Genomic DNA, 14,795 nt, shown 5'->3' on the forward strand with positions numbered 1-14,795 from the left:
GGTCAGCTGCCGCGCCGGGCCAAAAAGGCGAGCTTCTCGAAGAGATGCAGATCCTGCTCGGTCTTGAGCAGGGCGCCATATAGCGCGGGCACTAGCTTGCCGGGCTCGCGGGCACGCATCGCCTCGGGGGCGATATCATCGGCCAAGAGCAGGCGGATCCAGTCCAGCAGCTCTGAGGTGGAGGGTTTCTTACGCAGTCCCTCTACCTCGCGCAGCTCGAAGAAGAGATCCATTGCCTCGGCAAGCAGGCTCTCCTTGAGGTCGGGGTAGTGGAGCTTGACGATGGCCTGCATCTCGGCCTTGTCGGGGAAGCGGATGTAGTGGAAGAAACAGCGGCGCAGGAAGGCATCCGGCAGCTCTTTTTCGTTGTTGGAGGTGATGATGACCACCGGACGCTGGCGCGCCTTGACTCGCTCGCCGGTCTCGTAGACGTCGAACTCCATCCGGTCCAGCTCCAGCAGCAGATCGTTGGGGAATTCGATGTCGGCTTTGTCGATCTCGTCGATCAGCAGCACAGGTCGCTGCTCGGCGCTGAAGGCCTGCCACAGTTTGCCTTTACGAATGTAGTGGCTGATATCGGCCACTCTGGGGTCGCCGAGCTGGGAGTCGCGCAGCCGGGCCACCGCATCATATTCGTAGAGTCCCTGTTGGGCCTTGGTGGTGGACTTGATATGCCAGGCAATGAGGTCGGTGCCGAGATGGTCGGCGACCGCTTCTGCCAGCACCGTCTTGCCGGTGCCCGGCTCCCCTTTGATTAGCAGCGGTTTTTCGAGGGTGATGGCGGCATTGACCGCCATCTTCAATGCATCGGAGGCGAGATACTGGCTGCTTCCTGAAAATCCCATAACGTCGGTTCCTTTGACGATTGGCGCCCGGAGTCAGGGGCCAGAGAGAATAAGCTCTATATGTTGTAATACCATATGGTTATAACGAATAGTCACTTCTCATTCAGAAACCACAGGGTAATCTTGTTTCATCGTCGTAACAAACACAGGGATAGCGCCATGAGCAAAATTTTTGAGGACAACAGCCAGACTATCGGTCACACCCCGCTGGTTCGTCTCAACCGTGTTACCAAAGGCCGCGTGCTGGCCAAGATCGAGAGCCGCAACCCCAGCTTCAGCGTCAAGTGCCGGATCGGCGCCAACCTGATCTGGGATGCCGAGAAGCGCGGCATCCTGACCAAGGGTAAGGAGATCATCGAGCCCACCAGCGGCAACACGGGTATTGCTCTGGCCTTTGTCGCGGCGGCTCGCGGCTATCCCATCACCCTGACCATGCCGGCCACCATGAGCCTGGAGCGCCGCAAGCTGCTCAAGGCGCTCGGTGCCAATCTGGTGCTGACCGAAGGGCCGCTCGGCATGAAGGGTGCCATTGCCAAGGCCAACGAGATCCTCGAATCCGAGCCGGGCAAGTATGTGTTGTTGCAACAGTTTGAAAACCCGGCCAACCCAGAGATCCACGAAAAGACCACCGGCCCAGAGATTTGGGATGCCACTGACGGCGAGGTGGATGTGTTCGTGGCCGGGGTCGGTACCGGCGGTACCATTACCGGTGTCTCCCGCTATCTGAAGCAGACGAAAGGCAAGGCGGTGGTCTCTGTTGCGGTCGAACCGGCCGAGTCGCCGGTCATCAGCCAGAAGCTGGCCGGGGAAGAGATTAAACCCGGCCCCCACAAGATCCAGGGGATCGGCGCCGGCTTTATCCCTGGCAACCTGGACCTCTCCCTCATCGATCGGGTGGAGAAGGTGACCAGCGATGAAGCCATCGAGATGGCCCGTCGCCTGATGGAGGAGGAGGGGATCCTGGCCGGTATCAGCTCCGGTGCTGCGGTGGTGGCTGCCAGCCGTCTTGCCGAACTGCCGGAATTTGCGGGCAAAACCATAGTGGTCATCCTGCCGAGTGCGGCGGAGCGTTACCTCTCCAGCGCCCTGTTTGCAGGGGTGTTCAGCGAGCAGGAGCTGCAGCAGTAACTGATCGGAATCTTTCAAAACAGCGGCGCTCCCAGGAGCGCCGCTTCTTTATGGGCTAGACTCAACCCCTGTTAGTGTCACTTGATCCTTATTTTTTGGGGTAAAATAACAAGTTCCGGAGTGAGAAAAAAAGCAGACATTCCGCTCTAAATCTCATATCCTGTGCGGCGTCACGCGGTGTTTGCTGGCTGGGTATCACAAAGTAACAAAGTGTTATTTTTCGTTATAAAATAATTTCAGGCCAGTCCTGATGCGGCTTGTAGCCCAATAACTGAAAATTGCCAACCAGCGCGCCGATTACTGCACAGAAACTTGACCTGGATTAAACCATTGCGGGTCTGCTTTCGTTACTTTACAACATATCCATACTGACACGGTGGGTCAGGTTGCTTCAAAAACGACCAATCCACCAAAAAATATCAATAATATGGGGTGAAACCATGTACGAGAAGTCTGTTGTTATTACTGCTGAAAACGGCCTGCACACCCGTCCGGCAGCTCAGTTCGTGAAAGAAGCCAAAGAATTCCAAAGCGAGATCACTGTGGTCTCCGGTGGCAAGTCCGCCAGCGCCAAGAGCCTGTTCAAGCTGCAGACCCTGGGCCTGACCAAGGGTACCAACGTAACTATCCAGGCTGACGGCCCGGATGCTCAGCAAGCTGTTGAGAAGCTGGTTGCCCTGATGGACGAGCTGGAGTAATCCAGCTTTAGATTCCTCCCCCACAGTCGTTTTAATAGGAAGGATTATGATATCTGGCATTCTTGCGTCCCCCGGTATCGCATTCGGTAAGGCGCTTCTTCTGAAAGAAGATGAAATCGTTATCAATCAGGGCAAAATCTCTGCTGACCAGATTGATGCCGAGATCAACCGTTTCCTCGAAGCTCGTACCAAGTCAGCTACCCAGCTGGAAGCCATCAAAGAGATGGCCGGTCGCACCTTCGGTGAGGAAAAAGAGGCCATCTTCGAAGGCCACATCATGCTGCTCGAAGATGAGGAGCTGGAAGGGGATATCAAATCCTTCATCAAAGAGAACAAGGCTTCCGCTGACAAAGCCATCTATGAGGTGATCGAACAGTACGCCAAGATGATGGCCGAGCTGGATGACCCTTATCTGCGCGAACGCGCTACCGACTTCCGTGACATCGGTACCCGTCTGGTCAAGAACGTACTGGGCATCGCCGTTGTCAACCTGAGCACCATCGACGAAGAGGTGATTCTGGTTGCCAAAGACCTGACCCCGTCTGAAACCGCTCAGATCAACCTGAAATATGTGCTGGGTTTCGTTACCGACATCGGTGGCCGTACCTCTCACACCTCCATCATGGCCCGCTCCCTGGAGCTGCCGGCCGTGGTAGGCACCAACGACATCACCGAGCGCGTCAAGAACGGTGACATGCTGGTGCTGGATGCGATCAACAACCAGATCATCATCAATCCGACCGCTGAACAGCTGACCGAAGCCAAGAAGTTCCAGGCTCAGTTCCAGGCCGAGAAAGATGAGCTGGCCAAGCTGAAAGATCTGCCTGCCATCACGCTGGATGGTCACCAGGTCGAAGTGTGCGCCAACATCGGTACCGTCAAGGATACCGAAGGTGCCATCCGCAATGGCGCCGAAGGCGTGGGTCTGTACCGTACCGAGTTCCTGTTCATGGACCGTGACGCGCTGCCGACCGAAGAAGAGCAGTTCAAAGCCTACAAAGAAGTGGCCGAAGCGATGCCGGATCAGCCGATCATCGTGCGTACCATGGACATTGGCGGCGACAAAGAGCTGCCCTACATGAATTTCCCGAAAGAGATGAACCCCTTCCTGGGCTGGCGTGCCGTGCGTATTTTCTTCGACCGCGAAGACATCATGCACGCTCAGCTGCGGGCCATTCTGCGCGCCTCTGCCTTCGGCAAACTGCGCATCATGTTCCCGATGATCATCTCTGTCGAAGAGTTCCGTAGCCTGAAAGCCACCGTAGAGACGCTGAAAGCCGAACTGCGTGCCGAAGGCAAAGCCTTTGATGAATCCATCGAAGTGGGTATCATGATCGAGACCCCGGCCGCTGCCGTGATGGCTCATCATCTGGCCAAGGAAGTGGATTTCTTCAGTATCGGTACCAACGACCTGACCCAGTACACCCTGGCTGTCGATCGTGGTAACGAGATGATCTCCGCCATGTACAACCCGCTGTCACCCTCCGTCCTGACCCTGATCAAGATGGTTATCGATGCGTCCCACGCCGAAGGCAAGTGGACCGGTATGTGTGGTGAACTGGCTGGTGACGAGCGCGCTACCCTGCTGCTGCTGGGTATGGGTCTGGATGAGTTCTCCATGAGCGCCATCTCTGTACCGCGTATCAAGAAGCTTATCCGCAACACCAACTTCGAAGATGTGAAGGCAATGGCTGATCAAGCACTGAGCTTTGCCACCGCCGCTGAAATCGAAGCATGCGTAGATAACTTTATTAAGCAGAAAGCAGTCTGCTAAGATCGGCTGCAAACAGCGACAAATCATCTCTAGGAGCTTTATATGGGTCTGTTTGATAAACTGAAGAAACTGGTTTCCGACGATAGCTCTGACACCGGCGGCATCGAAATCTTTGCTCCGCTGTCTGGCGAAATCGTGCCGATCGAAGATGTGCCTGACGTTGTCTTCGCCGAGAAGATCGTTGGTGACGGTATCGCCATCAAGCCGGCTGGCAACAAGATGGTTGCGCCGTGCGATGGTACCATCGGCAAGATTTTCGAGACCAACCACGCGTTCTCTCTGGAATCCGACTCCGGTATCGAGCTGTTCGTTCACTTCGGTATCGACACCGTTGAACTGAAAGGCGAAGGCTTCAAGCGTATCGCTCAGGAAGGCCAGCAGGTCAAGCGCGGCGACACCATCATCGAGTTCGATCTGGCCGTTCTGGAAGCGAAAGCCAAGTCTACCCTGACTCCGGTTGTCATCTCCAACATGGACGAGATCAAAGAGCTGATCAAAATGACTGGTGCTGTGACTGTGGGCGAGACCCCGGTTATCCGTATCAAGAAGTAATGCCCGGCTGGCTCACGCCAGTTGCGCAGTAAAAAACCGAAGCCTTGTGCTTCGGTTTTTTTATGGCCGCGAGTCGGCTTTCCTTTCTGGTGATCACTCTATTCCGTCGAGATGACAACCCGGTTACGGCCCTGATCCTTGGCCTGATAAAGGGCCCGGTCTGCCATCATCAGCAGATAGTCGATGCCCTCCTGCCCCTTCATGCTGGCACACCCCAGACTGATGGTGAGGGAGAGCTGCTTCCCCTGCCATGGCAAGCGGGTGGTACTGACATGCTGGCGCAGCTGTTCGGCGCGCCGTGCTGCCTGTTCAATATCGCAACCAGGCAGGATCAGCAGAAACTCCTCTCCGCCCCAACGGGCCAGACTCTCCCCCGGCAACAGCTGGCTCGCCATGGCGTGGGCGACGGCGCAGAGCGCGGCATCACCCGCAGGGTGGCCGTAGCGGTCATTGACCTGTTTGAAATGGTCGATATCTCCCAACACCACCGAGAGGGGCTCACCTTGCAACCAAAGGGCCTGCAGCTGTTGCTGGGCGCCACGCCGGTTGGTCAGTTCGGTGAGCGGATCGGTGCAGGAGAGGCGGCTCACCTCTTCCACCATGCACTGCAGGTCGTGAATATCGCGAAAGGTGACGATATGGCCATCCGGGATGGCATCGGCTCCCAGCTGGGCAGTGACGATAAACCAGCGCGACTGACCGCTCTTGCAGCGGATCAGCGCAGGCATCTCGGCAACCTCCAGCCCTTGCGACAAGCTCTGTTCCACCTGGGAGTGCCAGGAGTCGATGATGGTGCGGCGATACCCTTCATCCGGGTAGGCGACCTGAAACCAGGAAGCCATGTCCGGCAGATCGTCAAGGTTGTAGCCCAGCTGCTCAATGAAGGCTTTATTCAGGAAGCGGTGGCGCCGCTGCGGGATCATGTCGGGTGAGCAGCCATCGTGACGGGCAATGGATTCTGACACCAGAATAGGCAGCGGGATCACATCGAAGGAGCGAAACAGGATCTGTTGCAGTTCTCGGTCATTCATAGGAAAAGCGGCTCCACGATGCATCTTTTACATGCTTTACCATAGGTCAGACCAGTGTGGTGGTAAACCGATTTATAGCGGTTTCGCCGCCGGTTTTTCAGACAAAGGCAAAGGCGAGAAAATGGCGGGGTTGTTTGCCGTGGCCGTATCGGGTGAAAGCTGGGCAGGCTGAGGAGAAGCGGCGGGGCAAAAGGGTCAAAAAAACCCACATGGTCAGGCACATGTGGGTCGGGAAAAACCAGACAGGGTAAAACAGACACTCCCTGTGTCGGTCATCTTCAGCTCAGGTGGAGGTGGTCCATCTGCTGGAGCTTTTCGGGCCAGGGCCCCTGCTGGTGGTCACCAAATCTTCACACGCTCGGAAGGTGGCAGATAGAGCTTGTCTCCCGGCTTGATAGCAAAGGCGCTGTAGAAGGCCGGCATATTAGCGACGACGCCGTTGACCCGGTACTCCAGCGGCGAGTGGGGATCTGTCTTGAGCAGGACGGCTGCGAGCTCGGGCCGGTACTTCCCTTTCCACACCTGTGCCCAGCCGATAAAGAATCGCTGCTCGCCGGTAAAGCCATCAAGCACCGCTGGCAGGCGGTTGCCCAGGGCGAGCTGGTACGCCTTGTGGGCGATGGTCAAGCCGCCGAGATCGCCGATGTTCTCGCCAAGTGTCAGCTGGCCGTTGACATGCTCCCCCTTGATGGGCTCGAAACGGTCGTACTGTTTGGCCAGTTTTTGCGCTCTGGCGGTGAACTCCTTGAGATCGGCCGGAGCCCACCAGTTGTGCAAGGCACCGTTGCCATCGAATTTGGCCCCCTGATCATCGAAACCATGGCTCAACTCGTGACCGATGACCGCGCCGATGGCGCCATAGTTGACCGCATCATCCGCCTTCAGATCGAAGTAGGGTGGTTGCAGTATGGCTGCCGGGAAGACGATCTCGTTGTTGTTCGGGTTGTAGTAGGCGTTCACCGTCTGCGGATTGTCGAACCACTCCTCCCGATCCACCGGTTGATGGAGGCGGGCAAGGTGCTCGTTGTAACGCACCCTGGCCGCGCGCTGGGCATTGCCGACCAGATCATCGGGATGGATCTCGATTGTGCTGTAATCCTGCCACTGGTCGGGATAGCCGATCTTGACCCGTACCTTGGCCAGTTTCGCCAGCGCCTGCTGTTTGGTCGGGGCAGACATCCAGTCGAGCCCACCGATCTCCTGGCGATAGGCGGCGATCAGATTGCGCACCATGGTCGCCATCTGTTCCTTAGCCTCGGCCGGAAAGTAGCGCTCCACGTAGAGTTTGCCCACCGCCTGACCCAGATAGTCGTCCAGCACCTCCATGGCCTGCTTCCAGGGCTCCCGCTGCCGGGGGATGCCGCTCAGGGTCGTGCCGTAGAAAGCGAAGTGCAGGGCATTGCTCTGGCTGTCGAGATAGGGCGCATAAGTACGTAGCAGATGGAACAGGCAGTAGGATTGCCACTGCGCGATGCTTGTCTCCTGCATCACGGCGGCCAGCCTCTCCAGATAGTCCGGCTCACTGACGATGATCTCCGTTTCCCCGGCGATACCGGCCTCTATCAGGTAGCGTTGCCAATCCAGCGTGGGCAGCAACTGACTGAGGCGGGCGATGGGCAGTTTGTTGTAGGTGAGGTTGTCATCCCGCCGCTTGACTCTGTCCCACTGCAGGCTGGCGAGCCGGGTCTCCAGCGCCAGAATGCGATGGGCCTGTTCGCTCGCCCCCTCGACGCCGGCATGGTTGAGCAGGGCGGTAATGAACTGCTCGTAGCTGGCCCGCAGAGCCTTGCTGGCGGCATCTGCTTTCAGGTAGTAGTCCCGATCAGGCAGACCGAGACCGGATTGCTGCAGGTAGATCCCGTAGCTGTCAGGCTGCTTCTTGTCGGCCATGAACCCGATACCAAAGGGAGCGCCGCCGCCCAGCTTGCTGACCCGGGCAAAGTAGGTGGCCAGCGAGGCGCCATCATGGATGGCCATGATCTCGTCGCGCAGTGGCTGAATAGGGGTCAGCCCTTTGGCATCCCGTCCGGCCTGATCCAGATAGCTGGCGTAGAGATCGGCGATCTGCTGGCGAGGGGTTCCGGCTTGTTGCGGGCGCTTGAGCAGCTCCTCCAGCAACACCTTGCGATCCTCCAGCGACTTGTCCGCCAACAGATTGCCGATGGTCTGCCCCGGCATGTCATCCGGTATTTGGGTCTGGGCCAGCCAGTTGCCGTTGACGTGGCGAAACAGATCGTCCGCCGCGCGCACGCTGTTATCCATGCTGGCCAGATCCACCCCGGAGTGGCCGCTGGCGGCACCGGCGCATGGGGCTAGGCCAAGCAGGGCCAGCGCAATGAGGCTGGCGATCATGCTGCGTTGCTGTTTCATCGTGAGTGTCCTGTATGGGGAGCCTGTGGTGATTGGCTGTAACCACTGGCCAATCAGCTGCGAACGACCGAGAGGAAGCGACCGTCGTGATTGAAGGTGCAGGTAAAGTCGACCAGATCATCATCGGTCTCGTACTGGCCATAGACCTTGTATCTGTGGCCACTCTCTTCTGCCGACTCGGTGGTGATATCGCGCGGGGAGACATGGAATTTGCTGGCTGCTTCCCCCGAGCAGTAACGGGGCATCTTGCTGGTGGCCATATGCTGGTCATCGCTATCGTTATGCTGACCATCATGCTCGTGTTTGTTATCGCTGTGCTTTTTCCCGGCGTAATAGCCAGCGGCGCCGATGGCACCCAGCGCAGCTGCACCTATCAGGACTTTCTTGGTATCCATATTCTGGCAGCCGCTCAATGCCAGACAGACGGCTATTCCCATTACCATCAAGGGGTGTTTCATCTCTCGGATCCTTTCAATTATCAAATGAGCAAGTCGGTGTCAGCCGGGCGGTGGTCACAGGGCCCGGCGCTGGAATGGCGCCACTTTGCAATGGTCAGGATGAAGAGGACACTCAAATAAAATTAAAAAAAGTTATAAAAATCCGGGAGCCGGAGCGAGCGCTGTATGGGGGGCGCGGTGAGGGGAGAAGGGCGCAGGTTTCATCCATGCGGTAAGTAGTGGTGTAGGGCAAGTGTTTGTTTTTAGACTTTTATTTCTCTTTATATTTTATCAAGGGTGATGGCTGCCTGTTGTGCGGCGGCCAGCCATGTTGGCAATGGATAACTGTCTCTATCGCCATAAACTGGCATAAAAAAGCCGCTCACCTGGGTGAGCGGCTGTTGTCATCAGATCAGTGCAGTTCGCTATCAGGCTGGCTGCTTGCCATCTTCCGCGGGCGGCGGCAGAGCGGCGGAGTTGGACTCCACCTTCTGCTCTTCGCCCTGCATGTTCTTGATGTAGACATCCATCTGGTTGAAGGCGATCTCGATGCCGTTCTCGCGGAACAGCTGGTCGATCTTTCGGTTCAACTCGTCCACCGCCGGGTTGCGGTCTCCCAGTTCGCTCACGAAGAAGCGCAGCTCGTGATCCAGAGTACTGGCGCCAAAGGTGAGGAAGTAGACGATGGGGGCTGGGTCTTTCAGCACCCGGCTGTTTTCGTCGGCCGCCTGTTTGAGCAGGGTGCGGGTCAGTTCCAGATCCGAACCATACGCCACGCCCACCCGTACGATCACCCGGGTGACGGTGTCACTCAGCGACCAGTTGATGAGCCGTTCGGTCATCAGCTGCTGGTTGGGGATGATCACCTCTTTGCGGTCGAAGTCGGTCAGGGTGGTGGCGCGAATACGGATCCGCGAGACGGTACCGGAGAAGGAGCCGATGGTGACGGTGTCACCGATCCGCACTGGACGCTCGAACAGGATGATGATGCCGGAGACGAAGTTGGAAAGAATTTCCTTCATGCCGAAACCGATACCGACTGACAGACCACCCGCTACCCACTGCAGCTTGTCCCACTGCACGCCCATCATGGAGAGAGCGGTGAGGGAGCCAAAGCCGATCAGCACGTAGTTGAGCATGGTGGTGATGGCGTAGGCGGTCCCCTGAGCCAGGTTGAGCTTGGAGAGCACCAGCACCTCCAGCAAGCCCGGCAGGTTGCGCGCCAGTGACCAGGCACCGCCGAGCAGCAGGAAGCCGATCAGCACGTCACTCAGGCTGATGGGGAACAGCACGGCGTTGGCGCCGGTGCCTTCACTGCGGTGCCACAGCACCATGCTGTCGAGGTAGGAGAAGACCGCCACCAGATCGGACCAGAGCCAGTAGAAGGCGACGCCGAAGATCAGCATCAGCACGGTACGGGTCAGACGCAGGGACTGCTGGCTGACATCCTCCAGATCCATGGGCTGCTCTTCGATGGATTCGCCACCTTCCGCATCTTCCGAAGATTTGTGCTCACGCTTGGCCACCGCACGACGGTAGGCCAGACGACGGGCAGCCAGCTCCAGACCACGCAGGGCGGTGCGGTAGACCAGGCTCCAGATGATGATGAGGTAGAAGGATTCGATCAGGCGACCGGTCAGCTTCAGCGCGGTGTAGTAGTAACCGAGCACGGCCAGCACGATCAGCGCCACCGGCGCCAGCGCCAGAGCGATGGCGATCAGCGACTTCTGCATGCTCGCCTCGCCCTTGATGCGGGCGCGGGAGATGGGGAACACCAGATAGGCGGCCAGCCCCAGCAGGGTCAGGGTCATGGCCTGGCCGATCACGTCGTTGCCCAGGGTGGAGGGTTCAACCACCGCCTTGGTCGCGAGCATGATGAGCGGCAGCAGTGGCAACCAGATGTAGCGCATGCTGTTGCGCTTGGCCTGCAGCTCCGCTTTCGGGATCCGGAAGTGGGTCTCGGCGATACCGCCCGGGCGCATCACCGCCAGATAGACGCTGAACACCAGATAACCGAGGGCGAGGTTCAGGGTGATCTGGAACATCAGCTTGGGACTGAGCAGACCGCAGTAGGTGAGCAGCAGACCGCCAGCCAGAATGAACATGCTGCCCGGCAGGCGTTGCAGCACGGTATAGAGCAGGGCGCGCGGGGTGTGCCACTGGCTGTCCTGACGGAAACGGCCAAGGTCCTTGGTGATCTTCTTCTCGCGCTCAACCAGCGCCGGACGTTTCCAGACCAGCAGGCCGCCGATCAGCAGCAGCGGGAAGGCGAGCAGGGAGATCCCCAGCAGCTCTTCGCGCCAGCGTTTCCAGTCCGGTTTCAATACCCAGTCGGAGGCCTGTTTGTAGGCCTGGGCGGGCCAGCTGATAAACCACTTGCTGTCGATGGGCTTGTTGCTGCTTACCCAGAAGATGTGTTGCTGCAGGGTAAACTCGATAGAGGCATAGACCCGAGCCAGCTGCTGCTGGGTCAGCTGCAGGCTGATGGCGTTGGTGAGCTGGCTGTCGAGTTGGCGGTTGAGCTGATCGAGCAGATTGATGCGGGTGTCGAGCAGCTTGGCAAGGCTCTCCTTGTCCTCCTCGCTCACCGGATCCTTGCTGCCGGCGATCAGATTGTCCAGATAGAGGTTCTTCTGGAACAGCTGGTCACGCTGCTGGCTCAGTTCAAACTGGGCCAGATGCAGATCGGCAATCTGCTCTTCCAGATTTTTGACGGCGATGGTGGGGGCCGCCTCCAGCTGCTGATAGAGCTGATAGAGGATGCGCGACAGCAGCAGATTGCCCTTGAGCATCTGCACCTGTTCATTGAGGTTGCGCTCGGTCTGGATGCCGCGCTCCAGCCAGCTCTTGGCTTGCAGGTTTTTCTGTACCAGCGAGTTGAGGCTGGTGGTGGCACCGATCAGCTGCTGGCTGAGCTGGTGGTTGAGCTCCTGCTCTTTTTGCACCAGCGGGCTGTCTTCGGTCGCCACCAGTTCACCGGTCTGCTCGGCGGTTTTTTCGGTGTCGCCGAGGCGCTTGGCGCTGCTCTGATCCTGCAACAGCTGCAGTTTCTGCTCTTCGCTGGCGAGACGGGCACTCTGGTAGTCGCGCTGCTTGATCGCCAGATCCTGCATGCTGGTACGGTTATCCAGCTCCTTTTGCAGGTGGGCCAGTTGCAGGTCGAGCAGGGCCAGTTCGGCACCGAGCTTCATCTTCTCGGCGCTGGAGACGCTTTCACCGGCGTTGAGGCGGGTACGGATCTCCTGACTGCGCTGGTAGGCGCGACTCATGCTGGCCTGGGCGCGCTCCGGCAGGGTCTGCAAGCTGGTGAGCTGGCTGCCGATGGCGCCGAGGGCCTCCTGGGCCGCCTGCATGTTGGCCAGCACTTCCGGCTGACGGCTGTCGAGCTCTGCCAGACTCATGCTGGCGTATTCGCTCTTGATCTGCTCGGCACTCTTGCCCTTGGTCAGGGCATCGAGCTTGGCGCTGATCTCTCTGAGCTCGGTGGGCAGGTTGCGGATCCGCTGGGCCTGGGTCTTGGCCTTTGCCTCTTCCTTGTCGATGCTGTCGAGCAGGGCGAGGGTTTCGGTCAGCAACTTCTGATCCGCTTGCTGACTGACGGTCAGGGTTTCTGATTTACCCAGACCATCCAGCGCTCGCTGAACTGTGTTGCGAGAGGGGACATCTTGCGCCATGGCTTGCGGGACGCAGAGGCTGGCGAGGAGACAGAGCAGCGGCAACAAGGTAGCCGAGACTCTTTTAAAACGTATTGAGGGCATATAACTTCCGGGTTATTACGCGATATTCGGGAGATTTCCCGCATAGATTAAATTCGCGTGGATTCTAACACCGGGCTTGTCAGGTAAGCAGGGGGGAGGGACAAAAAAAACGGCGCCCGCAGGCGCCGTTTTCAACTCGTTCAGCTCTGATTAAAGAACGTGAACAGATGCGGTGTTGGTGGTGCCGCTCGGTACCAGAGCACCGGAGACCATCACAACCACGTCACCTTTCAGACCCATGCCGATTTCCAGTGCAGCTTCTTTACCGATGCGATAGAAATCGTCGGTAGAGGCGATGCTGTCAACCACGTGGGCAACCACACCCTTGGTCAGAACCAGCTGGGCAGCAGTTTTCTTGTTGGTGGTGATAGCCAGGATCCAGGCTTTCGGGAAGTACTTGCGAATGGCCTTGGCAGACTTGCCGCCTTCGGTAGCGACCACGATCAGCGGGGCGTCCAGCTTCTCGGAGGTCTCTACGGCGCCTTTACATACGGCTTCGGTGATGCGCAGCTTGTTGCTGTCGTTGGCAGCAGACAGGTTGGACGGCATCACGGCATCGGTACGCTCGCAGATGGTGGCCATGATGGTCACGGCTTCCAGCGGGTACTTACCCTTGGCGGATTCACCGGACAGCATCACTGCGTCGGTACCGTCCAGGATGGCGTTGGCCACGTCACCAGCTTCGGCGCGGGTCGGACGCGGGTTCTTGATCATGGAGTCCAGCATCTGGGTGGCAGTGATAACCACTTTGCGGGCTTTGTTGCACTTGGCGATGATCATCTTCTGGGCGAAGATAACTTCTTCAACCGGGATCTCTACACCCATGTCGCCACGAGCAACCATGATGCCGTCGGAAACAGCCAGGATCTCGTCGAAGTTGTCCAGACCTTCCTGGTTTTCGATCTTGGAGATGATCTGGATGTTCTCGCCACCGTGGGCTTTCAGGTGCTCACGGATTTCCAGAACGTCTTCTTTCTTGCGGATGAAAGAAGCAGCAACGAAATCAACGCCTTGCTCGCAACCAAAGATCAGGTCGCGCTTGTCTTTCTCGGCCAGGGCCGGCAGCTTGATGGAGACGCCCGGCAGGTTAACGCCTTTGTTCTCGCCCAGGTCACCGTTGTTCAGCACTTTACAGATAACTTCGCGCTCGGTGATTTCGATAACGTCCAGACCGATCAGGCCGTCATCAACCAGGATGCGGTTGCCGACGCGCAGATCGTTGGCGAAACCTGCATAGGTCACGGCCACTTTGTCTTTGTTGCCAACCACGGTCTGGTCGGTAGTGAAGGTGAAAGTCTGGCCAGCGACCAGCGCGACGTCGTTGCCGCCTTCCAGCTTCATGGTACGGATTTCCGGACCCTTGGTGTCCAGCAGGATAGCTGCGTGCTTGCCGGTCTCGGCCATTACAGCGCGCAGGTTGCTGATGCGGCTGCCGTGCTCGGCGTAGTCACCGTGGGAGAAGTTCAGGCGCATGACGTTCATGCCGGCGTCCAGCATTTTGGCCAGCATTTCTTTGGATTCGGTCTTCGGACCGATGGTGCAGACAATTTTGGTCTTTTTCATGTCAATCTTCATGGTTAAGGAATTTCCGCCGAGCAATATACACCAGTTTTTGGAATCTTTTTATGATCCAGAAACAACGTTTTGACCAGATAACGTTTTCTTTTCAGGGATAACGTTTTCCTGTGAGTCACATTTTAGAGCATACGGCCACAGGTTCGGGCTGAAGGGATACAAATGTTGCCATCTGTGGTTGTTTGGCCGGGTTGAGGTTCAGATGTTGTAAAATGACCACCCGTCCGCTGTCACCGTCTTGTCACCGGCTTGCGCAAAAATGTTAGTTCATTGGCGCACGGGTGAAGGAGGCCGGGATGAAAAACAGCCATGAAACCGGATGGGCTCTGCTCTTGCTGGGCGCCGCCTTGCTGCTGGTTCAGACGCTGCCAGCCCGCTACTGGCCTGATAATGCCGGTCTGCTGGCGATCTTCTCCCATCCGGTGAAAGGGGAGGCGGCCGCCGAGGGATTGGCGTGGCGAGAGTGGCAGGATCACAGTGCAGCGACCCGGATGGCGCTTCGTGCAGCCCGACCGCAGCCGGATGCGCCGCAGCCTTGATATTTATTGCTGCTTACCGGTCGTGAAGGCGTGAAATTATCAACCATTAGTTGATAGTTCTTATCTATCTTGCTGGATTGTCCACCTT

At 57.8% G+C, this 14,795-nt stretch carries 11 protein-coding genes; 5 read left to right on the forward strand and 6 right to left on the reverse strand.

Annotation, left to right across the window (positions count from 1 at the left end; genetic code table 11):
* Window positions 1-2: 2 nt before the first annotated feature.
* Window positions 3-845 carry a MoxR family ATPase gene (locus AB5Y84_RS06565; protein WP_101529808.1) on the reverse strand — a complete coding sequence of 281 codons (843 nt, stop codon included), beginning with the start codon at window positions 843-845 and terminating at the stop codon, window positions 3-5.
* Window positions 846-1,004: 159 nt separating this feature from the next.
* Between AB5Y84_RS06565 and cysK the strand changes: the two genes are divergently transcribed.
* The 4 genes from cysK (at window position 1,005) to crr (ending at window position 4,997) form a co-directional block, all read left to right on the forward strand.
* Window positions 1,005-1,973 carry a cysteine synthase A gene (cysK, locus tag AB5Y84_RS06570; RefSeq protein WP_005338267.1) on the forward strand — a complete coding sequence of 323 codons (969 nt, stop codon included), beginning with the start codon at window positions 1,005-1,007 and terminating at the stop codon, window positions 1,971-1,973.
* A gap of 440 nt (window positions 1,974-2,413) precedes the next feature.
* A complete protein-coding gene (locus AB5Y84_RS06575; RefSeq protein WP_005338266.1) occupies window positions 2,414-2,671 on the forward strand; it encodes an HPr family phosphocarrier protein in 258 nt (85 codons plus the stop codon).
* Window positions 2,672-2,717: 46 nt separating this feature from the next.
* Entirely contained in the window at window positions 2,718-4,445 is a 1,728-nt protein-coding gene (ptsI, locus tag AB5Y84_RS06580) for a phosphoenolpyruvate-protein phosphotransferase PtsI (RefSeq protein WP_019446785.1), read from the forward strand.
* Between the two features lie 42 nt (window positions 4,446-4,487).
* Complete coding sequence (crr, locus tag AB5Y84_RS06585; RefSeq protein WP_005338264.1) at window positions 4,488-4,997, forward strand: PTS glucose transporter subunit IIA; 510 nt, start codon at window positions 4,488-4,490, stop codon at window positions 4,995-4,997.
* A gap of 98 nt (window positions 4,998-5,095) precedes the next feature.
* Here crr and AB5Y84_RS06590 read toward each other — a convergent pair whose 3' ends face one another.
* From AB5Y84_RS06590 to pykF, 5 genes are all read right to left on the reverse strand, one after another.
* On the reverse strand, window positions 5,096-6,028 hold the full coding sequence (locus AB5Y84_RS06590) for a GGDEF domain-containing protein (protein ID WP_047440291.1): 933 nt from the start codon (window positions 6,026-6,028) through the stop codon (window positions 5,096-5,098).
* A 339-nt stretch (window positions 6,029-6,367) separates the two neighbouring features.
* A complete protein-coding gene (locus AB5Y84_RS06595; protein ID WP_368176612.1) occupies window positions 6,368-8,398 on the reverse strand; it encodes a M13 family metallopeptidase in 2,031 nt (676 codons plus the stop codon).
* A gap of 53 nt (window positions 8,399-8,451) precedes the next feature.
* A complete protein-coding gene (locus tag AB5Y84_RS06600) occupies window positions 8,452-8,856 on the reverse strand; it encodes a hypothetical protein (protein WP_368176613.1) in 405 nt (134 codons plus the stop codon).
* A 407-nt stretch (window positions 8,857-9,263) separates the two neighbouring features.
* Entirely contained in the window at window positions 9,264-12,593 is a 3,330-nt protein-coding gene (gene mscK / locus AB5Y84_RS06605) for a mechanosensitive channel MscK (protein WP_368173886.1), read from the reverse strand.
* 150 nt (window positions 12,594-12,743) lie between these two features.
* The gene (gene pykF, locus AB5Y84_RS06610; RefSeq protein ID WP_031227651.1) at window positions 12,744-14,156 is read right to left on the reverse strand and encodes a pyruvate kinase PykF; all 1,413 of its coding nucleotides are present in this window, start codon (window positions 14,154-14,156) and stop codon (window positions 12,744-12,746) included.
* Window positions 14,157-14,464: 308 nt separating this feature from the next.
* On the opposite strand from pykF, the gene AB5Y84_RS06615 reads away from it, so the two are divergent.
* Window positions 14,465-14,707 carry a hypothetical protein gene (locus tag AB5Y84_RS06615; protein ID WP_368176614.1) on the forward strand — a complete coding sequence of 81 codons (243 nt, stop codon included), beginning with the start codon at window positions 14,465-14,467 and terminating at the stop codon, window positions 14,705-14,707.
* The last annotated feature ends 88 nt before the right edge of the window (window positions 14,708-14,795 follow it).

The organism is Aeromonas sp. s11 (genome assembly GCF_040907945.1).
In the GTDB taxonomy this organism is placed as follows: domain Bacteria; phylum Pseudomonadota; class Gammaproteobacteria; order Enterobacterales; family Aeromonadaceae; genus Aeromonas; species Aeromonas veronii.